Source organism: Streptomyces sp. NBC_01089 (assembly GCF_045162975.1).
Classification (GTDB): Bacteria; Actinomycetota; Actinomycetes; order Streptomycetales; family Streptomycetaceae; genus Streptomyces.
In genome coordinates this window covers 7365202-7386893 of sequence record NZ_CP108660.1, presented here as the reverse complement: position 1 = coordinate 7386893, position 21692 = coordinate 7365202, and the positions used below count along the sequence as shown (strand labels likewise).

At 68.7% G+C, this 21692-nt stretch carries 16 protein-coding genes and 3 pseudogenes; 4 read left to right on the top strand and 15 right to left on the bottom strand.

The features are described 5' to 3' along the window. Positions 1-10: 10 nt before the first annotated feature. From OG510_RS33195 to OG510_RS33170, 6 genes and pseudogenes are all read right to left on the bottom strand, one after another. Positions 11-869 (bottom strand): IS5 family transposase gene (locus OG510_RS33195; protein ID WP_406141672.1). Its coding sequence is split into 2 segments (ribosomal slippage): positions 11-515 and positions 514-869, totalling 861 coding nucleotides; the frame shifts between segments, so codons are not numbered across the junction. A 256-nt stretch (positions 870-1125) separates the two neighbouring features. Further along, on the bottom strand, positions 1126-1983 hold the full coding sequence (locus OG510_RS33190) for a hypothetical protein (protein WP_406141671.1): 858 nt from the start codon (positions 1981-1983) through the stop codon (positions 1126-1128). Between the two features lie 412 nt (positions 1984-2395). Further along, a complete protein-coding gene (locus OG510_RS33185; RefSeq protein ID WP_406141669.1) occupies positions 2396-5764 on the bottom strand; it encodes a WD40 repeat domain-containing protein in 3369 nt (1122 codons plus the stop codon). 170 nt (positions 5765-5934) lie between these two features. Continuing rightward, positions 5935-6657 (bottom strand): hypothetical protein, encoded by a 723-nt coding sequence (locus OG510_RS33180; RefSeq protein WP_406141668.1) that lies wholly within the window; start codon positions 6655-6657, stop codon positions 5935-5937. Next, the gene (locus OG510_RS33175; protein WP_406141666.1) at positions 6654-7028 is read right to left on the bottom strand and encodes a hypothetical protein; all 375 of its coding nucleotides are present in this window, start codon (positions 7026-7028) and stop codon (positions 6654-6656) included. Before OG510_RS33175 ends, OG510_RS33180 begins: the two co-directional genes overlap by 4 nt. 242 nt (positions 7029-7270) lie before the next feature. After that, positions 7271-7474 (bottom strand): annotated as a pseudogene (locus OG510_RS33170) (transposase); the annotation flags it as partial. Between the two features lie 322 nt (positions 7475-7796). Between OG510_RS33170 and OG510_RS33165 the strand changes: the two are divergent. Next, positions 7797-8789: a phospholipase D-like domain-containing protein gene (locus OG510_RS33165; protein WP_406141664.1), complete on the top strand. Its 993-nt coding sequence runs from the start codon at positions 7797-7799 to the stop codon at positions 8787-8789. On the opposite strand, the pseudogene OG510_RS33160 reads toward OG510_RS33165, so the two are convergent. Further along, a pseudogene (locus OG510_RS33160) lies at positions 8776-9816 on the bottom strand (epoxide hydrolase); the annotation flags it as partial. The gene OG510_RS33165 and the pseudogene OG510_RS33160 overlap by 14 nt on opposite strands. On the opposite strand from OG510_RS33160, the pseudogene OG510_RS33155 reads away from it, so the two are divergent. Beyond that, a pseudogene (locus tag OG510_RS33155) lies at positions 9793-10107 on the top strand (CGNR zinc finger domain-containing protein); the annotation flags it as partial. The pseudogenes OG510_RS33160 and OG510_RS33155 sit on opposite strands and share 24 nt — an antisense overlap. Before the next feature lie 93 nt (positions 10108-10200). Here OG510_RS33155 and OG510_RS33150 read toward each other — a convergent pair. The 3 genes from OG510_RS33150 to OG510_RS33140 all read right to left on the bottom strand — a co-directional run bounded on the left by OG510_RS33150 (position 10201) and on the right by OG510_RS33140 (position 14536). Then, positions 10201-10704: a nucleoside deaminase gene (locus tag OG510_RS33150; RefSeq protein ID WP_164261615.1), complete on the bottom strand. Its 504-nt coding sequence runs from the start codon at positions 10702-10704 to the stop codon at positions 10201-10203. Between the two features lie 113 nt (positions 10705-10817). Beyond that, on the bottom strand, positions 10818-13736 hold the full coding sequence (locus OG510_RS33145; protein WP_406141663.1) for a molybdopterin-dependent oxidoreductase: 2919 nt from the start codon (positions 13734-13736) through the stop codon (positions 10818-10820). Continuing rightward, a complete protein-coding gene (locus OG510_RS33140; RefSeq protein ID WP_406141661.1) occupies positions 13727-14536 on the bottom strand; it encodes an FAD binding domain-containing protein in 810 nt (269 codons plus the stop codon). The genes OG510_RS33145 and OG510_RS33140 overlap by 10 nt, the downstream gene beginning before the upstream one ends. A 162-nt stretch (positions 14537-14698) precedes the next feature. Here OG510_RS33140 and OG510_RS33135 point away from each other — a divergent pair, with 162 nt between their 5' ends. Continuing rightward, entirely contained in the window at positions 14699-16207 is a 1509-nt protein-coding gene (locus OG510_RS33135) for a PucR family transcriptional regulator (protein WP_406141659.1), read from the top strand. Positions 16208-16262: 55 nt separating this feature from the next. On the opposite strand, the gene OG510_RS33130 is transcribed toward OG510_RS33135, so the two are convergent. From OG510_RS33130 to OG510_RS33120, 3 genes are all read right to left on the bottom strand, one after another. Then, positions 16263-17042 carry a lysozyme gene (locus OG510_RS33130; RefSeq protein WP_406141658.1) on the bottom strand — a complete coding sequence of 260 codons (780 nt, stop codon included), beginning with the start codon at positions 17040-17042 and terminating at the stop codon, positions 16263-16265. 392 nt (positions 17043-17434) lie between these two features. Then, a complete protein-coding gene (gene dmpG / locus OG510_RS33125; protein ID WP_406141656.1) occupies positions 17435-18490 on the bottom strand; it encodes a 4-hydroxy-2-oxovalerate aldolase in 1056 nt (351 codons plus the stop codon). After that, the gene (locus tag OG510_RS33120) at positions 18487-19509 is read right to left on the bottom strand and encodes an acetaldehyde dehydrogenase (acetylating) (protein WP_406141655.1); all 1023 of its coding nucleotides are present in this window, start codon (positions 19507-19509) and stop codon (positions 18487-18489) included. Before OG510_RS33120 ends, dmpG begins: the two co-directional genes overlap by 4 nt. 181 nt (positions 19510-19690) lie before the next feature. Between OG510_RS33120 and OG510_RS33115 the strand changes: the two genes are divergently transcribed. Then, positions 19691-20416, top strand: coding sequence for an IclR family transcriptional regulator (locus OG510_RS33115; RefSeq protein ID WP_406142683.1), 726 nt, complete (start codon positions 19691-19693; stop codon positions 20414-20416). Between the two features lie 59 nt (positions 20417-20475). Here OG510_RS33115 and OG510_RS33110 read toward each other — a convergent pair whose 3' ends face one another. After that, the gene (locus OG510_RS33110) at positions 20476-21357 is read right to left on the bottom strand and encodes an NAD(P)-dependent oxidoreductase (RefSeq protein WP_406141654.1); all 882 of its coding nucleotides are present in this window, start codon (positions 21355-21357) and stop codon (positions 20476-20478) included. Beyond that, positions 21354-21692, bottom strand: coding sequence for a Dabb family protein (locus OG510_RS33105; RefSeq protein WP_406141653.1), 339 nt, complete (start codon positions 21690-21692; stop codon positions 21354-21356). The genes OG510_RS33110 and OG510_RS33105 overlap by 4 nt, the downstream gene beginning before the upstream one ends.

Here is a 21692-nt window from a genome sequence, read left to right as displayed (position 1 = left end):
TCTTCAAAGGTCAGATCCATAACAGGATTGAGGCGATGGTGACGGTGGCCTGGAACGACTCGTGGGTCTTGTCGTAGCGGGTGGCCAGGCCGCGCCATTGTTTGAGCCGGTTGAAGCAGCGCTCGACGACGTTGCGGAGTCGGTAGACCTCCCTGTTGAAACGCGGTGGTCGGCCGCCACGTGAGCCTCGGCGTAGGCGGCCGCTGGCCTGGTCGATGCGTTCGGGAATCGTGTGGCGGATGCCGCGCTTTCGCAGGTAGGCGCGGATCTTACGGGAGCTGTAGCCCTTGTCCGCGATGACGTGGTCGGGCCGGGTGCGTGGCCGGCCTGGACCGATGCGGGGAACGCAGATGGCGTCCAGGACCTCCTCGAAGCGAGTGCAGTCGTTGACGTTCCCGCCGGTCAGAACGAAGGCGAGTGGGCGGCCGTGTCCGTCGCAGACCAAGTGGAGCTTGGTGCTCAGTCCGCCTCGGGATCTACCGAGGGCGTGATCACCCGCTTCGTCCCCCTCGGTGACCCCTTTTGCCGCCGGCGGCGTGCTGATGGGCCCGCACGATCGTGGAATCGACCGACACCAGCCAGTCGATGTCCCCGGCCGCATCTTTCTCCGCCTGCAGAGCCCGCAGCATGCAAGAGAACGTGCCATCCAGTGCCCACCTGCGGAAACGCGTGTAGAGCGTCTGCCAGGAGCCGTAGCGTTCCGGCACATCCCGCCAGGCCGACCCCGTGCGCAACTTCCACACAATCCCGTTCAGCACCACGCGGTCATCCGACCGCGGCCGCCCCGCCGTCCCCGAACTCGGCAACAACCGCGACAGGACAGCCCACTCAGCATCCGACAGCTCATGACGACGCACCACAACCGACATGATCCCTCAACACCTAAAACAGCTTTGAAGACACGGCCTAGGGCTTGTTACTTCCTGGGTGTCTCATTCAAGGGGCACGGCGCTGGCGTCTCACGATCGCGTCCTTTGAGGCCCCAATGCCGCCGTGTACGCCATGTCCGCGCGTCAGCGGGACGCCCGGCATCGAATCGGCGAATGGGGCAACATTCCCCGTGTTGACGGGGCGAGAACGGGAAACCAGCGGCCCCGCCTGCGTCGATGGTTCGGGATCGCGCCCTCATGCGGGCATGGGGAACCAGCGCAGAACAGCGGCTTTGGCGTCGGCGATCAGGAATCCGTGGTGGCGCGGGTCGTAGACAAGGTCTGTGAGTTCTTGCGCGCCGCGAATGGGCCAGAGTGTGATCACACCCGCCGTGGTGATTCGGCCCACGCCTGTGGAGGAGGTGAACCACAATGCGTGGTCAGGCCCGGCGATGATGGATTGCAGGTATTTCATTTTCGCCGTCGTTCGATAGGTCGAGATGGTCCCGCTCGGGGCGATCCGCCCGATGGCGTTGGTCTCGGCGAACCAGAGTGCGCCGTCGGGGCCGGGGACGATTGAGCCGAGGGGCCAGGCCGCGGCCGGCAACGGCCAGACCTTGGTGTGCCTGCTGGAGTCCGCGTAGCCAACCTCGTTGGGGTCCTCCGCGTCGACGCTCGCGGTAAACCAGAGTCGTCCGCCGGGCCCGAATGCCAGCCCTCTGATCTCCGGTGAGCCTGGCATTTTGAATCGGGGAGTCGGCACAGTGAAGTGGGTGGCCGCGAGGGAGGCGGTGATGTGTACCAGTTGCGATCCCTTGTAGTTGGAGCCGCCGTACCAGATGGAGCCGTCGGTGCCTGCGGTGATGGCGTCCGGACTGCCGTACGCGATCGCGGGTTGGAGGCTGACTTTCCCGTCCTGCGTGAGTCGGCCGACGTTGAGCGGGCAGGTGAACCAGACGGAGCCGTCCGAGGCGATCGCAAGGTCGCTGGGATCGAGAGACGGGGCGTGGTCAGCGTCGGCGAGGCGGTGCTGGGTGATCTGACCGCCAGGGCTGATGGACGCGAGGAAGCCGAGGGAGGTCTCCGTGAGCCACAGTGTGCCGTCCGGTGCCATGGCGAGACGGGACGGCCAGGAGTTACCTGGCAGTGCGACGGCCTGGGGCGAGCGTGACACCGCTGTGGTAGTGCCGCTGTCCTTGGGGGCGGCAGGGTGTTGAGCGTGGGTGCAGCCGGTAAAAGCTAGCGTGAGTGCGAGGCTTGCGAGGGCCCGTACAGCGGAGCGCACGGGCGCCGGACGGCGTGTGCGCAGGGTGGGCCGGCAACAGGCGGGTTGCCGCTGTCCTGCGTCGCTTGCGCGGCGGACAAGTCCGATGGTGCGGTCGAGCATGCTGTGGCCGTCCGATCCCCGGGGCGAAGTTCCGATCCACGGTCCGACCGTGGCGGAAGCGGTCTGCGGGCGTCGCGGTGGTCAGGGCATCGCCCGGCGCGAGATGTGGTTGGTTGGCCGTCGGCGGGCATGGGTTCGTTCATGTCGGGCAGTGCAGGTTCGACGGGGTGTCGGAGCCCATGTACTGGCTCCAGACGCTGGGAGTGAGGTCACGGCCCGCCGAGGCGCAGGCGGTGCGGATCCATGCGTCAGGCTCCAGTCGCCAACTGATCAGCTGGCCCATGCCAATGGTTGCCGTATTGCCCGAGTCGCCCTCGGTCGCGGTGACCAGTATTGTGCCGTCCGCCGAGAAGGCCAGTCCGGTCGACATGGCTTTGTCGCCGGGCGGGAGCGTCAATGGGCCGAGGCGGTTGCCCGACGGAAGGTCGAGGAGCTGAACGGTGTTGTCGGACGGTTTCTCAGCGACGGTATCTGTGCCGACGACAGGGCCGACGGCTGTGTCCGGGGTGCCTTCGATCGTGTTCAGGCGTCGGCTCCCGGAAGCGGTCCAGATCTCCAGGTCGCCGGCTTTCCGTTGGACGAGCAGATGCTGCCCTGCGTAGGCGACGCCGGCTACGTCTGCCTCGTGAATCGACCTCGAGTGACCTGTGGCAGTGTCGGTTACGACGACTGTGGGGCGGGTGCCGCTGATCGCGGCCGCCTGCTGGTCCAGCACGGCCGCGTGGGCGGCCTGTGTGTCCATCGCCGCCCATCCCTGGGGAAGTGGCCAGGAACCGTTGCTCGTTGGGGCCATCTTCCTCGGGCCGTCCACCTGGCGCAGCACCTTCCCGGTGGCCGTGTCTCTGAAGCGGATGGTGCCGGAGCTGTCGAGTTCGGCCACCTGTCCGCCATCCGGCAGGAGCTGCAGCACAGCCGGCGCGTCGGTGAGATGGAGCGGGTCCGGCATACGCGGCCAGGTGCCCGTGACCCGCAGTCCATGGCGGGGGTCGAGGATCTGGGCACTGCCGTCAGCCGAAACCACGATGATTCCCGACCCGTCCTTCTTCCACAACGCCGCTCCGAAGCCGTAATGCGGCGGATTCTGTGCCAACTGGTGGCCGGCACTGGGCGGATGGAGCTTCTGGACGTCCGCCGTCACGTTGTTGCCGTCGATGACTGCTGCGGAGAGGCCGTTCGCGGACAGAGCGACGCTCGGCCCCCGGCATCCGTTGCAGGAAACCGGGATGGCGGCATCTGCCTGCGTCGCGATCCGGGAGTACTGGGCGAGATCCCACAGGCTCACTACATCGCCGGAAGCGGAGATCAGCCTGCTGCCGCCTTTGCCGAGGAAGGCGAGGGTACCGGGGGACACTTTCCCCGCCCCGGGAAGGGCGATGGGCGTGAACGGCGTCCTGCCTGACGTGACCGTCCGCGACACGTAGAGGCTGTTGCCGACGGCTGCCGCGGCCCATGAGCCGCCGGGGCTGAGGGCTAGAGCCTCTGGGTGACCTGTTTGCGTCGTGGCCAGCAGGGACGGCTTGTCGATGTGGGGTGTGCCGTCGGACGGCCAGATCGGAAGGGGGGAGGCGGTGTTGCTGTAGGTGAAGTAGCTGCCATCGGGGGCGAGCGCGGAGGCCGAGTTGTGGACGCCGAAGCCCACATTGCTCCCGGCGGCACGGGTCAGCCCGGGCAGCGAGATCCGCTCCCAGATGCCGTAGTCGTCCGCGAAGGCAACCACCTGCGAGTCGCTACGGAAGGCCATGGCGGTTGGCCCTCCGGACATGCCTTTGAGGTCGAGACTCTCGGTGTTTCCTGTCGTCCGGTCCAGCACACGCACCACGGGCGGGACTCCGGACGTCTCGGTCTGCGTGGATACGGCCACGAATCGGCCCGACGGCGAGACTGCGACTGCTGTGGGCTGTTGTCCGGCGGGTATGAGCGGGGCCGCGACCTGCTGCCCGGCCGCCCAGACACGGATCGTACTGTGGTCGATAGCGGCTACGGTGCCGCCGCCCCCATCGGCCGCCACCGCGCTGACGGATCCCGGCAGTTTGCCGAGCCGCTGCCCTTTGCCGATCACCGTCCCGGTGAGGGGCCATTGCTCCAGCTCACCGTCCTTCGTTCCGGCGAACGCGATCCGGCCGTCAGCCGAAGCCGAGAGCGCGGAGACTGGCCCACTCGCCTGCACGTCGGCGGCTAGGTGAGGGCTGGCGGTGACCGCCCGGAAGAGCGCCTGGCGGGTCAGCGAATCGGAGTGGTGCCGGTATGCCTGCACCGCGAACAGTTCCGCGAGCCCGGGATCGCTTTGGAGCAGGCTTTGCGACACGTCGGCGAGCCGGTGTGAGGTCGCCAGCTGGTCCCTGGCCACGGCGCCCTGGTGCTGCACCACCAGTCCCGGAACCGTGGCTGCGACAACCAGGGACAGGGCGGTGATCAGGCGACCGGTGCGGAACCGTCGGGCGTACCGGTCGGCCTGGCGCAGCGTCTCGGCGAACCGCACGTCGCCGGGCTCGGGTGCGTTGGCGACAGCAAGCTGGTTCGCTTTGGGCGCGACCAGACGCAGCCCCTTGCGGCGCGCGGCCAGGAGCTTGGCGTCCATGTCGCTCACCTTGAGGAGGAGTTCACTACCGTCGAGTGCCCCGGTTACCGCGGTGCGTGGTCGCAGCCCGTAGAAGAAGCCGCGCGTCCCGGCCACACTGGGGCGCCGAGAGCGCGGATACCGCAGGAGCTCGCGCAGCCCCAGCGCGAAGGCCGCGCCGAGTGAGGGACCTTCGATGCGCCCAGGAGGAAGGGGATCGTTGGACAGGACGATGCGCCACAGAACACAGCGACCCGCGCGCCTGTCTCCGGCCATGTTCCATGCGTGGCCGAGAGAAGCCGCGAACTGTCCGTTCGGGCTGTGCACCCCCGCCATCGCCCGCGGATCGGGATACAACCCCGCCGGCCCCGCAGGGAATTCGCGCAGTTCCAGAACGCCTGTGGCGCCCTGCTCCAAGGTGACCTGCCCGGTCTCGCGGGCAGACCGTCCGAACACCACCGGCACCCTTGCGAGGGGCCGCTTGGGCAGCTCGGCACCCGCCATCAACAGTGCGGCGATCAGCACCATGCTGCGGGATCCGGTCGACTGTCTGCCCTCGCCGGCGGCCTGCAGGTGCGCAATGCGCTCGATGACGGCGCTGAGCCCGCTCGCGGCCTGCGGAGAAAGGCCGCTGATGCCCCTGCCGGACGGCTGCGCGGGTCCCGGAGCGGTATCTGCTGAGAGTAGTCCGCTCCTGCCCCACGCTTCCATCAGTCGTGATATGGCCTCGTCGTACTCCCCGGCCCGGCCGTCCGGTGCGCTCAGGGCTCGGCCCAACAGGTACGCGTGGTCAGTCGGCGTGACCGAGTCTGCTGGCCGGTCCGGCGCTGTCACGTCGATCCATGCAGCCAGTTCCTGGCTGTCGCTACCGAACAGCCAGGCGGGATCGGTGTGAACTGCCTCGCTGCAGCACTTCCACCACAGTTGTCTCTCGCCGAGCAACTCGTTCACGGCGCCTTGCGGGCTCGTTGCGTTCCTCAGCACGTCCTTGAGTACGGCCCGGTGCGGTGACAGGCCAGGCCGGGAACCTGATCGGCGCCGCTGCCGCCATGGCGGCCCCGGGGAGCCCGGCTGTGTCGCGCCAGAAGAGTGCTCGTTGCGCCCCCGCTCGTCGTCAGTCGTCACCGCAGCGCCCCGTCGATGGCGTTGCGCACGTCATCGTCAACGAGTTCCCTCAGCTGCCGCCAGGCTTCGCGTGTCGCCTCGTTGAGCGCCGCGCGGACCGAGGCGGCCACCGTCGCGGCGTCCCAAGTGGTGCCCAGATCCACGAAGGCGGGAAAGGCAGCGGTCCATGCTGTGCCAGCCCCGAAGCCAGGTAGCTGGACATACGAAGCCGGAGGCCCGAACTGCCCCTGGAATACAGGCACGAAGAGTACTCGCTCGCCACCGTCCGGCTGCGTGTAACGGATCGCGGTCACCAGCGGCTCGTCGATATCACCGCCGCGCAGTATCAACTCCAGGCGGTAATCGGCCCCGTCGATCCCGTGGTGACGCACAAGGAACTCGACCCGTCCGTCCGGCGATGACGTCTCAAGTGCCACCGCGTCAACGCCGCCGGCGGTCAGAGTGCCGGCCGATGGGAGCGTAGGCAGCGCAAACCACCCTGAGGCGATGCGGCCGGCCGGTTGCCGATTCGGGGACTGTTCCCGATGGGGAGGCGGCAGGGTGGCGAATGCCGGTGTCCCGCCGAGTCGCGTGGGCAGATCGAAGCCGATGAACGATGCCCAGGCACGTTGCCACAGGGAGTATCCGTGGCGTCCGCGCTCCACCGCCCGAGGGGGACGAGGCAGCCGTCCGCCGATGAACGACCTCCAGGAACGCTGAACGATCGACCCGGCTGTCATGGAGTCGACTCCTCACGGACCGGCTCAAGCCCCGGAGGTTCGCCCCGGAGGGCATCGGTGGGGGTGGTGCCTCTGCCCAGTTGGGCGAGCAGCGCGGGCGCTGACGCGCCCACGGTCACGGCCGCATACACGCCGGTGATCTCGGCATGGAGCATCCACCCCGCCGCAGCCCCCAGCATCACGCGGAACAGCGCAGCGAGCGAGTCCGCGGAGGGATCGACGAACTTGCCGATCCGAGGTAACTGGTCGCCTGCCACCCTCGCCGCATGACGCGCCTGTTGCCAGGTACGCAGGCGACCGTAGGTGACGACCGCCTCGACGATCAGTCCGCCCCCCGCGCCGTACGCCGTAGCCTCGGCCCACCTCAGCATCCGCCCCCCGTCCCTCGCTGGGCATCACACACGTCGGTTCGGACCCGGCAACTTTCGAGGCCCACACCGTAGCCCCAAATTTGAGAAGAGCTTCGTACAGGATCAATTCACGAACGGATCACACCAGCGTGCTTCTTCCTTGGCCACGTGAGTCACTGTTCCTCCGCCATGTCTGCCCGTATCCGGTCTGCTCAAGAAGTGCACGAACTATCCAGAGAAGAAACACAGTTGCGTTCGCTTCGATCGAGCTGGCCGGGTTCTCGGCGGTGCGGGATGATCAGGCCGGTGCCGCGGTAGCCGCCGTCTGCGATCACGGCGGTGTTGCCGACCGAGCTCTTGGCTCCGGACAGTTCCCATGCCTTGCAGTCGTTGCGGTTGCCGGGAACGGGCCGGCCGACGGAGACGACAAGGCGTGAGTCGGCATCGATGACAACCTGGTGGTTCGTGTCGGCGTACGGACTTTGCTCCCCAGTTGCGTACGGACGAATGTCCCCAGCTCTGACCGCGGGCAGCAGTGCGGCAGAGGACACCTCGTCTGAAGCGATCGAACGAGGGTGGGACGAGTCCTGGTATCCGGTCCGCACGGAGAACTTCCAGGCGTCATTCCTGCCCAGCGACGGCGAGGACTTGGGTGAGGTCTACAGCGGTATCGCTTTGCCCAACAGTGCCCCTCTGTTCAATCAACTGAGCTTCAGTGGGCCCCGGCGCTGTGCCCTACTGGGTGTGCTACGCGCGTTGCGCGCTTCCTCCAAACGTCAGGAGCCCCCGGTGAACCCCACACACCGTCTGATGCCAGCCCTGGCCGCAGGCGCCCTGGCCGCCGTGGTCGGCCTCGTGCCCGCCACCGCCCATGCCGCGAGCGCCTACTCCCTCGTGGTCCTTCCGGACCAGAAGGAGGGCGCCATCTACGACTTCGTCAACTCGGCCAAGAAGTCGGTCGACGTGACGATCTACGAGTTGCGCGACACCACCCTCGTCGACGACCTGGTGAAGGAGGAGAAGGCAGGCGTGAAGGTCCGCGTGGTCTTCGACTCCCAGCACGCGTCCATCGACGGCGCCGCCTACAAGGCGCTGTCCGCGGCCGGGGCCGGGGTCACGTACTCGTCCTCCTCGTACGTCTACACCCACCAGAAGACGATCACCGTCGACGGCGCCACGTCGTACATCAGCACCGGCAACTTCGACACGACGTACTACGCGACCTCGCGTGACTACGGCGTCTTCGACTCCGACAAGGCCGATGTCGCGGCCATCGAGAAGGTCTTCGACGCCGACTACGCGAAGACCGCCGTCACCCCGTCCGACGGCACCGACCTGGTCTGGTCGCCCACCGACTCGCAGAGCCGCCTGCTGGCCCTGGTCACCGGGGCGAAGCACAGCCTCGATGTCCAGGAGGAGGAGTTCGGGGACCCCGCGCTGGTGAACGCGGTCGTCGCGGACGCGAAGCGCGGTGTCGCCGTTCGCGTCGTCGCGGAGAACGAGTCGTCGAAGTACAGCAAGGAGCTGGACCAGGTCACCGCCGCGGGCGGCAAGGTGGCCACGTACACGAGCTCCACCGGCTTCTACATCCACGCCAAGGCGATCGTCGCCGACTACGGCACGTCCGACGCAAAGGTGTTCGCCGGCTCGGAGAACTTCTCCGACAACTCGCTCAACCACAACCGCGAACTCGGCCTCGTCGTGGGCGACTCAGCGGTCATCAGCGGCATCGAGAAGGCGTTCGACGCCGACTTCCAGGGGGCCTCGGTCAGCCGCAGCTGAGCGCGGAACGCGCGCCGCCCGCGGCCAGCACCGCCGCGAGGCCCTCTCGCAGATCTCGGACGAAATACCCGGGAACCTCCAGCGACGGGAAGTGTCCTCCGCTTTCGGGCGAGCTCCACCGGACGATCTGCCGGTACCGCTCCCGCGCCCAGGGGCGGGGACACTTCTCGACGTCGCGGGGGTACATCGTGAGTGCTGACGGGACGTCGACCCGCAGTCCGGGGTCCAGCGAGTTGTGGCTCTCGTAGTAGATACGGGCCGCCGACGCGCCGGTCCGCGTCAGCCAGTACAGAGTGACGTCGTCGAGAACGCGGTCCCTGGAAATCGTCTCGAACGGGCTGTCCTCGGTGTCCGACCACTCGGCGAACTTGTCCAGGATCCAGGCAAGAAGCCCGACCGGTGAGTCGACGAGCGAGTAGCCGATGGTCTGCGGCCGGGTCGCCTGCTGTTTCGCGTACGCCGCCCGGTCGCGCCAGAAATCACGGGTCTGCTCGGTCCACTCGCGCTCGGCCGCCGTCAGCCCGTCCGTCGTCAATCCGGGCGGCGCCTCCGCGAACGTGGTGTGGATGCCGAGAACGTGCGCCGGGAACCTGCCGCCGAGCACCGTGGTGATATTGCCTCCCCAATCACCGCCGTGGGCCGCGAACTTGTCGTAGCCCAGCCTTCCCATCAGCTCCACCCATGCGGCCGCGATCTTCTCGGTACCCCACCCGGTGGTGGCCGGCCTGTCGCTGTAACCAAAGCCAGGCAGCGACGGGACCACGACGTGGAACGCCGGTTCGTCCGCGTCTTCCGGATCCGCCAGCTCGTCCACCGCGTCGACGAACCGGGCGATACTGTCCGGCCAGCCGTGCGTCAGGATCAGAGGAGTGGCATCCGCGCGCGCGGACCTGCGGTGCAGGAAGTGGATGCCCAGACCGTCGATGGTCGTGCGGAACTGGCCGATCCGGTTGAGGCGTGCTTCGAACGACCGCCAGTCGTACCCGGTGCGCCAGTAGTCCACGACATCGACGACCGCAGCGCTCGGGGTCGGGCCGCGGCCGTCCTCACGCCCGAGGGCAAACGGCGATGGCGGCTCAGCTCTGCTTCCTGCGTGGAAGACGCCCTCGGCGTGATCGCCGCCGACGCCATCAGCGTCATCGCGGGCGAACGGGACGGAAGACTGGCCCTGTGCGCGTCGCCGACCTGCCGGGCCGCCTTCTTCGACACCAGCCGGAGTCGCACCCGCAAATGGTGCGACATGAACACGTGCGGGAACCGTCAGAAGAAGGCGCGCTTCAATGCCGGCCGGCGCGAAAACCCGGGACCGGCTGAGTGATCGTGCTTCGGTCCCGGTGACTGCGGTGTCCGCCCACCGGCGGACACCGCAGCTACTCGGCCGGGGCTGTCGGGCCCCGTCGTCCGCCCGCCGTCAGTAGGCGACGCGGTCGGTCTTGGCCAGCCACGCCTCGAACGGCGCGTTGCGGTTGGGAAGGTCGAGGCGGTCGATCGTCATGGGCCACATCGAGGAAGGCTTCTTCTCGAACAGTTCGTAGAACCTGCGGTCGTCGAAGTCGGCGATCGCCGCGTCGTGCCGGTCGGCGGCGAAGACGAGCCGGTCGACGCGTGCCCACAGCGAGGACGTCAGACACATCGGGCAGGGCTCGCACGAGGTGATCAGGGTGCAGCCTTCCAGGGAGAAGGTGTTCAGCTCCTGACAGGCGTTGCGCAGTGCGGTGACCTCGGCGTGTGCCACCGGGTCCAGGGTCGATGTGACCCGGTTGTTTCCGGTGGCGACGACCTGGCCGTCCTTGGCGACCAGCGCACCGAAGGGGCCGCCGCCGTTGGCCACGCTGGTCGTCGCCAGCAGGATCGCCTCCTGCATCCAGGCGTTCTCAAGGTCCTGGGCACTGGCTTCCTCGATGTGGGCGGTCATGGGTGTTTCCCTTCGCGATGAGACATGAGAGTTGAGGAGGAGCGGGGAGGGTGGAGGTGACGTCTTCCCGGGTGCGGGGCGGGAAGCGAGCGGCACCGGCCGGTGGACGGCGGTCAGCCGGCGGAGGTGAGTTCCTTGGACCGTTGCTTGTTGATGTGCACGCTCCCCGACTTCCACCAGCCGGGCAGCGCTTCCGGGGCGTTGAGCATGCGCCAGACCCGGTCGCGCGAGAACGGCGTCTCGTAGGGGCGGGCGCCCACCGCTCGGCGGATGGCGTTGCCCACGGCTGCCGGGACGGAGTTGTACGGGCTCTCGCTCATCGACTTCGCGCCGAAGGGACCGAGCCGGTCGAAGGTCTCGGCGAAATAGACCTCGGTCTCCGGGACGTCATGCATCTGCGGGATCCGATAGGCGCGCAGCACCGGCGTCAGCAGATTGCCCTCGTCGTCGACCATGACCTCCTCGGACAACGCGGTGCCGAACGCCTGGGCCACGCCGCCCTCGACCTGTCCGCGGCACTGCTGGGGATTCATCACGGTGCCCGCGTCGGCGCCGTGCACCGACTGCAGGATCCGTACCGCGCCGGTGCGGATGTCGACGGCGGCACGTACTCCGTGCACGTTCCAGGCCAGCGAGCGGTACTCGCCCAGTTCGTCGCCGCGTGCGAAGGCGGTGTCACCGTTCCGGTTGGCCTCCGGGCAGGCTTTGATGGCCTCGCCGAAGTCCACGACCCGGTTCGGGGTCCGGATCCCGCCGGGGAACAGCGAGCACTCGGTGGGTTTGCTGCCGGTGATCTCGGCGGCGACCTGGAGCAGCAGCGTACGCAAGGACATCGCCGCGGCGTGCAGGGCCTTGCCCGCCACCGTGGTGCCGGCGGAGGCGAAGGCCCCCGTGTCGTAGATGGCCCCGTCGGTGTCGGAGTTGGTCAGCCGCACCCGGTCAAGCTCGGTCGACATGTCCGTGGCGATGATCTGGGTGTGTACGGTCGTGGTGCCGTTGCCGAACTCGCTGGTCCCCACTCCGGCGACGTACGTGCCGTCCGGCTGCACGGCCAGCGTGGTCTTGGAGACGTGGCCGAAGGGCGCCATCGTGGCGATCATCGAGACCGCCATGCCCTCACCGATCCGCCAGTGTTCGCCCTCCGGCGGAGCCACACCGTTGCCGCGGTCGAGACCCTGCTGCACGAAGTCCAGGCACTGGTCGAGTCCGTAACTTCCGTAGACGAGCCCGTCGTCGGCCGGATGTGCCTCGATCAGCGGGTCGCCGTCGCCGACCATGTTGATGCGGCGCAGTTCGAACGGGTCGATGTCGAGGGCCACCGCCAGTTCGTCCAGGGCGGACTCGACCCCGAGGATGACCTGCCCGAGGCCGTAGCCACGGAAAGCACCGGACGGGACGTTGTTGGTGTAGACGGACTCGGCGTCGACGCGCTTCACCGGGGCGTTGTACAGGCTGAGCGACTCGGCGCAGCCGTGGAAGAGCACACCGGGCGCGTGGTTGCCGTAGGCGCCGGTGTCCGCGAGGACGTTCAGCTTGATCGCGGTGAGCTTGCCGCCCCGCTCGGACCCGACGGTGACCTGGACACGGAACGGGTGACGCACCGAGGTGCGCGAGAACTCCTCGGGGCGGCTCATCTCGTACATGGCGGGCTTGCCGGTGCGCAGGACCACGAGTGAGACGAGGTCCTCGGAGAACATCTCCTGCTTGCCGCCGAAGCCGCCTCCGACGCGTTTGGTGAAGACGCGCACCTTCTCCTCGGGCAGGTCGAAGAGCCGGCACAGCGTACGCCTGGTCAGGAAGGGGACCTGGGAGCTGGTACGGACGGTCAGCCTGCCGTCGTCGAGCCAGCCGAGGCTGCCGTGGGTTTCGAGTTGCATGTGCGAGACCCGCTGGGTGCGCCACTCACCGTGCACGGTGACGTCGGAGTCCGCCAGCGCCTGGTCGATGTCGCCGCCCACTCCGCCGTGGATGGACGCGAGCAGGTTGCGCGAGGGGTCTTCCGGCAGCTCCGCCTCCGGCTGGTCGCTGTCGATCAGATCGGGGTGCAGCACGGGCGCACCGGGTGACCTGGCGAGTTCCGGATCGTGCACCGAGGGCAGGACGTCGTAGGTGACCTTGATGAGACGGCAGGCGTGTTCGGCGACGGCTGCCGAGACCGCGGCCACGGCCGCGACCCGCTGCCCCCGGAAGCGGACGACGTCGTCGAACATCCGGGTGTCGTGCGGGTCGTCGGTGCGGTGTTCGTGCTGAGCGGTGGAGAAGCGGATCCGGGGTACGTTGCGGTAATCCATCACCAGCTCCACCCCGGGCAGTTGCTCGGCTTCGGTGGTGTCGATGCCGACGATGCGGGCATGGGCGTGCGGCGATCCGAGTACGCGGATCTGCAGGGCGCCCGGCAGTTCCATGTCAAAGGTGTACGGCTCGGTGCCGGTGACGACTCGCTTGGCGGCGGGCGGGTTCACCGACGTCCCGACGGTCGTCTTCACACCGTCGGACTCCGGCCCGGCGCAGGTGCCGGATTCCGGCCGGGCACAGGCGGACCGTCCGTCAGCTCCGCACCCCCGCTCCGCGCCGTCCGCCGGGTCCTCGGTGGTGGCCGCGGCCGCGACGCCCTGCTCGATGGCCCGGCGGATGGGACGGTATCCGGTGCACCGGCAGAGGCTGCCCTTCATCAGCCGGTGCATGTCGTCGAGCTGGTCCTCCTTGAGGGTGGACGCGGTGACGATCATCCCCGCGGTGCAGAAGCCGCACTGGAAGGCGAAGTTGTCCACGAACGCCTGCTGCATCGGATGCAGGTTGTCGACCGTTCCCAGGCCCGCAACGGTGGTGACCGACCGGCCTTCGGCGCGCCGCGCCGGGAATATGCAGGAGTGCACCGGCTTGCCGTCGACCAGCACCGAGCAGGCCCCGCAGTCGCCCGCGTCGCACCCCTTCTTGACCTCGAAGTGCGCCTGGTCGCGCACGAAGGTACGCAGACACTGGCCGGCGCGCGGAGTGGCGCTGTATGCCTCACCGTTGATGTTCAGCTCCATGTCAGCAACTCCTCCAGAATCTCCTCGAGCAGCACGCTGCTGACAGCGCGGCGCCAGTCGGCGGTGCCCATCGGGTCGGTGTAGTAGCCCTCCGCGTCCAGGGCGTCCTGGCGCAGCCGAACGGAGCTGGGCAGGGTGTCGTACCGCAGTACCACCGGGCACAGCGTGGCGGCCGTGATGCTGAACACCGCCGCACCCGACTCGTCCTGCCGGCCGGTGAGCACCGCGGCGCTGCGGCCGATCTCGACCAGCGCGATCTTGCGGAAGGCGGTGCGCGCACGGAGCGCGTGGGCGGGAATGTCGATGCAGCGCAGTACATCGCCCTCGCCCAGCGAGTTGGTCCCGTTGCCCGTGGGGATGTCGGCGACGGGCACCGTGTACTCGCCGCCGTCCGCGGTCCAGATCAGCGCGGTGGCGTCCAGAGCCGTGGCCAGCGACACCATGGCGGCAGCGGCGTACGAGCGGCAGATGTTCCCGCCGACCGTCATCATGTTCCAGATCTTGAACGAAGCCAGCAACGCGCTGGCCGCCTGGAAGAAGATCGGGTGCGCCGTCCACCCCTCACGCCGGCGTATCCGGGACAGCTCGGCCACGGTGCAGGTCGCCCCGATCCGCAGGCCGTCGGGCGTCTCCTCGATCGACGGCCACCCCATCGCCCCCAGATCGACCAGGCCGGTCGTACTCACCTGTGGCTCCGAGAACAGCCAGGTGCCGCCACCGAGGACCGCCTCGCCCGGCGCCAGGATGAGGTCTTGGCGTGTACGTGCTGTACGCCACGTCTCGATGGTGTTCAAATCCACGGCTCACCTCGTTCCCACGTGCGCCGCCGGGTACAGCGGCTCGGAATGCGCCAAGTAGACCGCCCGGGGTCTGCCGCCCATCACCACCGCCGCATACGTATTTTCCGGCCCGGAATCGGTGGATCAACCGAACTGGCGGATCGCCCGGTGAGGTGGCACGCCGTGTCTGATAGTGATGGCTCCGTGCAGGTGAAACAGGTATTGGAACTCGCCGACCTCGGGGTGGCACCGCTGTGGGCGCCCCCTCGCGCGCTGCGGCGGACCGTCACCGGTGTCACGACGGCCGACATGGAGAATCCGTCGACGTATCTGTCGCCGGGGGAGATCGTTCTGACCGGTCTGGTCTGGTGGCAGCCGGACCACCGCGGGGCGGCGCGGGCCTTCGTCTCCGCGCTGCGGGCCGCGGGTGCGGTCGCACTGATCGCCGGAGAAGGTGTGCACGGCGCGATCCCCGATGAGCTCTTCGACGCCTGCCGGGACCATGAGCTGCCGCTCTTCTCGGTGCCGCAGAGCACCACGTTCCGCGCCATCCTCGACCGGATCTATGTGTGGCTGTGGGCCAACATCCGAGAATCCGGGGCCCCGGCACTGCCGTCGATCGTCAAGGACGAACTCCTCACCGGCATCGCCTCCGCGGCCCCGGTCGACGCGGTGCTCCGAACGGCGGTCGAGCGCATCGAACTGCCGGGGCTCGCGCTGGTCTCCCCCGCCGGCCGGGTGATCGCGAGCAGCGACCCGCGCGCCGCGGACTGCCCGCAAGGCACACAGGTACCGGTCACATCCGGCCAGGATTCACCGTTCGACGGCTGGTGGCTGCGTACGGGCCGAGCGGTCGGCTCACGCCGTTGGCCCGTGCTCAACGAGCTGGCCGCCCTGTTCTCCACCAGGCTGGCCCAGCACCGCGAGCGGCTCGCTGCCCGTGGCGCGGCGGCCGGGGCACTGCTCGCCGGACTCGACTCGAAGGGCACTCCGGCACGATCGGCGGCCGTGCACGCGTGCGGCCTGCCGGGCGACGTCGCGCTGACACCGGTCGTGGTGAGCACACCCGGTGCGCCGGCCGCCTGGGCCGTGGACGCGGCCAACGAGTTGTTCGAGGCATGCGCGGTGGATTTCGCCGTGTGCCCGGGTGGCAGCGCCGAGGCGGTCGGTTTCGTCGCCGCGCCGCCTGACCGGCTCGCCCCCCTGCTGTCGGAGCAGCTCCCGCCTCTGCAGAGGCTCGTCGACGACGTCACCATCGCGGTGGGCGTCGGCCCGAGTGCCCGTCCGAACGACCTCGCTCCGGCTCTGCACGGGGCTCGTTTCCTCGCGGATGCCGCGGGCCGACGACCGGGCTCCGGGCCCCGGGTCCGTACGGGCTCCGCCCTCACGAGTCTGAGTACGCTCCTGGAGGGGGTGCCTGCTCCCGTGGCGCACGCCTTCCAGATGCGCACGATCGGCCCGGTGATCAGTTATGACACCGCGAAGGGCACCGAACTGCTGCTGACGCTGGCGACGTTCCTGGAGAACAGGGCGTCGTGGACCCGCACGGCGGCAGCCCTGCATCTCCACGTGAACACCGTTCACTACCGGATCGAACGGGCGGAGGCGCTCACGGGCCGCCGGGTGTCCGACCCGGACGACCAGAGCGACCTCTGCACCGCTCTCATCCTGCATCAGCAGTCCCACGGGTGACCACGGCGCACCGGACCGGGCGGAGCGGCCCCACCGGCCGTGGGTCTCCCGCCGGTCAGCCGTTCGCGAGGGCTTTCACACGGTCGAGGCTGCCGTTGAACCGGTTGTGGTCGCCGACCGTCGCCCCCTTGGATGTGTACTGCCAAATGGTCTGGTACTTCCAGCCCGCGGGCAGGGCTCCGACGGACGACCCGTAGTTCGGAACCCACAGCGGATTGGTCTTGCCGAAACCGGAGTTGTTGCCCGTGCAGGACTTCCACCAGTTGGTGGAGGTGTACAGGACGACGTCCCGGCCGGTCTTCGCCTTGTAGGTCTTGGAGAAATCCCTGACCCAGTTGACCATCCCCTGGTGGCTCAGTCCGTAGCAGGTGGCGCCGTAGGGGTTGTACTCCATGTCCAGAGCGCCCGGCAGGGTCTTGCCGTCCTTGGACCAGCCCCCGCCGTGTGCCAGGAAGTACTTGGCCTGCGTGGCACCGCTCGATGTGTTGGGGGTGGCGAAGTGGTAGGCACCCCGGATGATGCCGGCTTTGTACGAACCGTTGTACTGCTGGGTGAAGGACGGGTTCTTGTAACTCGTGGACTCCGTCGCCTTGATGTAGGCCAGCTTCACGCCGGACTTCCACAGCGGGGACCATGCGACGCTGCCCTGGTGACTGCTGACGTCGACACCCTCCGTCCCCCGGGCGCCGGTGAGCGCGACGCCGCTCCTGCTGGTGCCCTCATGCCTGAGGATCTGGGAGCCGGCGAAGTCGTCCCCGGGGTGTGAGGGCTCGGTGACGCCGGCGGCGGCGCCCGCGGCACTGGACAACACGAGAGCAAGGGCAGGAACACCCATGGCCAGAGCGGCCAGAACGGTCGACCTCCGGCGAGGCGTACAAGCGGTCACAGACATGAGACTCCTCCAAGGGTCGAGCCCAGCCTGCGGGGAGTCCGGGGGGACACTCCGTCAGGCGCGCGGAGGACCCAGCTCATATCACCCGATATGTCGTACGGTTGACGCGGCACCGACGCGGCCGCACCTTGAGCGTTACCGTCCCGAAGTCGACGACTCTCTGACATCCGACGTCAGACGATAGAGCCGGACTCGATGGCGGTCCAGGGAAAGTGCACGCACATGACGGAAAAGGCGAGCTTGCGAACAGTTCCGCGCAGGAGCGCTGGGAGACGTGGGCATGACGCCGGACTGCCACGGTGAAGGTGAGCCGTCACCGTGGCAGTCCCGCTGTCCTATCGCCCCGAGTCCGCCACCAGGTCCAGCGCGATATCGGTGATCATGTCCTCCTGGCCGCCGACCATCTTCCGTCGGCCGACCTCGGCGAGGATGGTGCGGGTGTCGAGACCATGACGTTCGGCGGCGGCCTCGGCATGGCGCAGGAAACTGGAGTACACACCCGCGTAGCCGAGGGTCAGTGTCTCGCGGTCGACCCGGACCTCGCGGTCCTGGAGCGGGCGGACGATGTCGTCGGCGGCGTCCATGAGCGGGAACAGCTCGCAGCCGTGCTCCCAGCCCATCAGGTCGGCGACCGCGATGAACGCCTCGAGCGGACAGTTGCCTGCGCCCGCGCCCTGACCGGCCAGTGAGGCGTCCACGCGGGTGACGCCGTTCTCCACGGCCACGACGGTGTTGGCCACGCCCAGCGCGAGGTTGTGATGGGCGTGGATGCCGATCCCGGTGGCCGGGTCGAGGACGTCACGGTAGGCGCGGACGCGGTCGCGGACCCCGTCCATGGTGAGGCGGCCGCCCGAGTCGGTCACGTAGACGCAGTGCGCGCCGTACGACTCCATCAGCCGGGCCTGACGGGCGAGTTCGGCGGGCTCCGCCATGTGGGACATCATCAGGAACCCGGCGACGTCCATGCCCAGTTCGCGGGCGGCCGCGATGTGCTGGGCGGAGATGTCGGCCTCGGTGCAGTGGGTGGCGACACGGACCGACCTGATCCCGAGCGCGTGCGCCTGCCTGAGGTCGTGCAGGGTGCCGATACCGGGCAGCAGCAGTGTGGTGGGCACGGCGGTGCGGGTGGCGTCGACGACTGCTTCGATCCACTCCCAGTCGGTGTGGGCGCCGATGCCGTAGGTGATGCTGGAGCCGGCCAGGCCGTCGCCGTGGGCGATCTCGATGGCGGCGACCCCGGCCGTGTCCAGGGCGGTGGCGATCGTACGGGCCTGGTCGGTGGTGTAGCGGTGCCGGATGGCGTGCATGCCGTCCCGCAGCGTGACGTCCTGGACGTAAAGCGCGGGTGTGTTGCCGGCCTGTGTGGATGTGTTGCCGGTCTGCGCGGTCATCGGGGTGCCACCTCACAGGACGAGCGGTGTGCGGCCATGCGCTCCGCGGTGCGCAGCGCGGCCGAGGTCATGATGTCGAGGTTTCCCGCGTAGGCGGGGAGGTAGTGGGCGGCGCCCTCGACCTCCAGGAACACGGACACCTTCAGCGCCGGTCCGGCCGCGGCGCCCGCGGGCAGCAGGCTGCGCAGTGGGTCGTCGTCGGTGACCGGATCGAACTGCACCTGCTGCTTGAGGCGGTAGCCGGGCACGTACGTACGGACCGTCTCCGCCATCTGCTCCACGGACGTCCGCACCGCGTCCCGGTCACAGTCGGAGACCAGGCAGTACACGGTGTCCCGCATGATCAGCGGGGGTTCGGCCGGGTTGAGGACGATGATCGCCTTGCCGCGGGCCGCACCGCCGACCTGCTCGATGGCGTGGGAGGTGGTCTCGGTGAACTCGTCGATGTTCGCCCGCGTGCCGGGGCCCGCGGAGCGGGAAGCGATGGAGGCGACGATCTCCCCGTAGTGGACGGGGGTGACAGCACTCACCGCGGCGACCATCGGGATGGTGGCCTGGCCACCGCAGGTGACCATGTTGACGTTCGGGGCACCGAGGTGGGCTTCGCCGTTGACCGGAGGCACCAGGTAGGGGCCGACGGCGGCCGGGGTGAGGTCGATCAGGGTACGGCCGAGGGGGCGCAGCACTTCCTCGTGGTGGCGGTGGGCTCCGGCCGATGTGGCGTCGAAGACGATCTCGACATCGGCGAACTCGTCCATCGTGACCAGGCCCTCGACGCCCTCGTGGGTGGTGGCGACCTTCAGACGGCGGGCGCGGGCCAGGCCGTCGGAATCGGGGTCGATGCCCGCCATGGCCACGATGTCCAGGCGCTCGGAGAGACGCAGCACCTTGATCATGAGGTCGGTGCCGATGTTGCCCGAGCCGATGACGGCGACCTTCGTGGGGACGCCGGTCCGTTCGGCCCGTGCGAGGGCGTCGGCCGCTTCGCGGACCGCGTCCGGGGTGGATGGGGTGCTCATGGGCACCTGCGGAGGGCTCGCGGGGAGCGGATGCGCGGCACGGACATACGGAACCTCCGGTACGGGGAGTGGGGTGAGGGGACGGCGCCCCGGGAACGACGGGTCGATGTCCTCGGTATAGAGGGAGCGTCGCGAAGGTGACAAACTCTGTTCCATGACACGGAACAACACGGTCGGCAATATGCTGGAAAAGGCGGTTTCTGTCCTGGATTGCTTCCAGGAGGCAGGCGGCTCATACCGTCTGGCGGAACTCACGGTGCGTACAGGACTGTCGAAGACCACCGTGCACCGGCTGGCGGCCGACCTCGTACGTCTGGGGCTGCTGGAGCGCTCGGGTGACCGGTACCAGCTGGGCGGCAAGCTCTTCGAGCTGGGCACCCTCGTGCCGAGGCGCCTCGATCTGCGGGAGTCGGCTCTGCCGTTCCTCCAGGATCTGTTCGAAGCCACCCGGGAGACCGTGCACTTCGGAATCCGCGAGCACCACGAGGTCGTGTACCTGGAGCGGATCCATGGTCACGATGTCCTGCCGCTCCCCTCCCGGATCGGCGGCCGCCTCCCCCTCACCTGCACGGGGGTGGGCAAGGCGCTGCTGGCCTTCGCCCGGCCCGAGTTGCTCGACGAGGTGCTCGCCGCGCCGCTTCCCGGGCTGACCTCGCACTCGCTGACCGATCCTGCGCGGCTGCGCACCGAGATCGAGCAGACGCAGGTGTCGGGCATGGCGTACGAGGAGCAGGAGGCCACCCTCGGGGTGAACTGCATCGCGGCCCCCGTCTTCGCCGGAGGCGGCACAGCGGTGGCGGCCCTGTCGGTGGCCGTACCGATGGACCGCTACCGTCCCGCGCAACTCGCACCAGCGGTACGGACGGCGGCGCTCGGCCTGTCGCGTGTGCTGCGGAACGGGGTGTGAGAGCCGGAGAAGGGGAAGGGCCGCAGGAACTGCGGCATGCCACCCTCCCCCTCCAGCCGTCAGCGGGGCAGCCCGGCTCTGTCCCTGGCCACCTCCGACAGCACCGCCCAGTCCTGCTCGCCCCATCCCTTGGCCAGTGCCTGGAGCAGTGCGTCATGCACGAGCCCGGCCAGGGGGAGCGGGACGTTGTTCGCCGCCGCGGCGGCCTGGGCCAGGCGGACGTCCTTGAGCCCGAGGCGAGCGGTGAAGCCGGGTGGCTCGTAGGTCCGGTTCGCGACCAGTCCTCCGTAGGCGGTGTAGACGGGGCCCGGCAGCACGGTCCCGGTCATCACCTCCGCGAACAGCGTCCGCTCCACTCCGAACGACTCGACCAGGGCGCAGGCTTCGCTGATCGACTCGATGGCGTTCGCCACCATGAAGTTGACGGCGATCTTCACGGCGTTCGCGCGTTCGGGCTCGGTTCCCAGGTTCCAGATCCGGCGGCCCATCGTCCGTAGCAGCGGTTCCAGCTCGGCGAGCCGCTGTGCGTCGCCCGCGGCCAGGATGTGCAGGGCGCCGACAGCGGCCACGTCTGCCCGGCCCAGTACGGGAGCGGCGACATACCCGATGCCGTGTTCGCGGTGCCGGGCGGCGAGTTCACGGGCGAACGCGGTGGACACCGTCGCCATGTTGATGTGCACGCCGCATGCCGCGTCGGTGAGCACACCGGTCTCGGCCACCTGCCGGCGGACGCTGTCGTCGTCCGCCAGCATGGAGAACACGACCGGCCTGGCGAAGACCTCCCGGAGCGACCCGGCGGGGACCGCGCCCTGCCGGGCCAGCTCCTCCACCGGTGCCGGGGAGCGGTTCCAGACGGTGACGCGGTGCCCGGCCTCCAGCAGACGCCGCGCCATGGACCGGCCCATGGTCCCCAGTCCGACGAAGCCGACGTCGGCCTTCATGTCCGGTCCTGGCTTTCGCCAGGAGCTGGGGCTGCCGGGGCGGTCGCGTAGTCCATCGCGAACCTCTCGGAACAGATCTCGTCGAGCCTGGACATGAACAACTGGTGTGCGGGGTGGACCCAGTAGGCGTCGAACGCCCGGGTGTCGTCGAAACGGCCGAGGCATCCATGGGTGTAACCGCGGGCGAGCCCGGACGCGTTGGTGTTCTCGCCCCATGTCAGATCCCGCAGTCCGGTGACACCGCCGCCGATGCCGGCCGCGAGTTCCCCGAGGGCTTCGGTGAGTTGCCGCTCGCGGCCCGGGTGGGGTGTGAGGACCACATAGTGCTCCAGCAT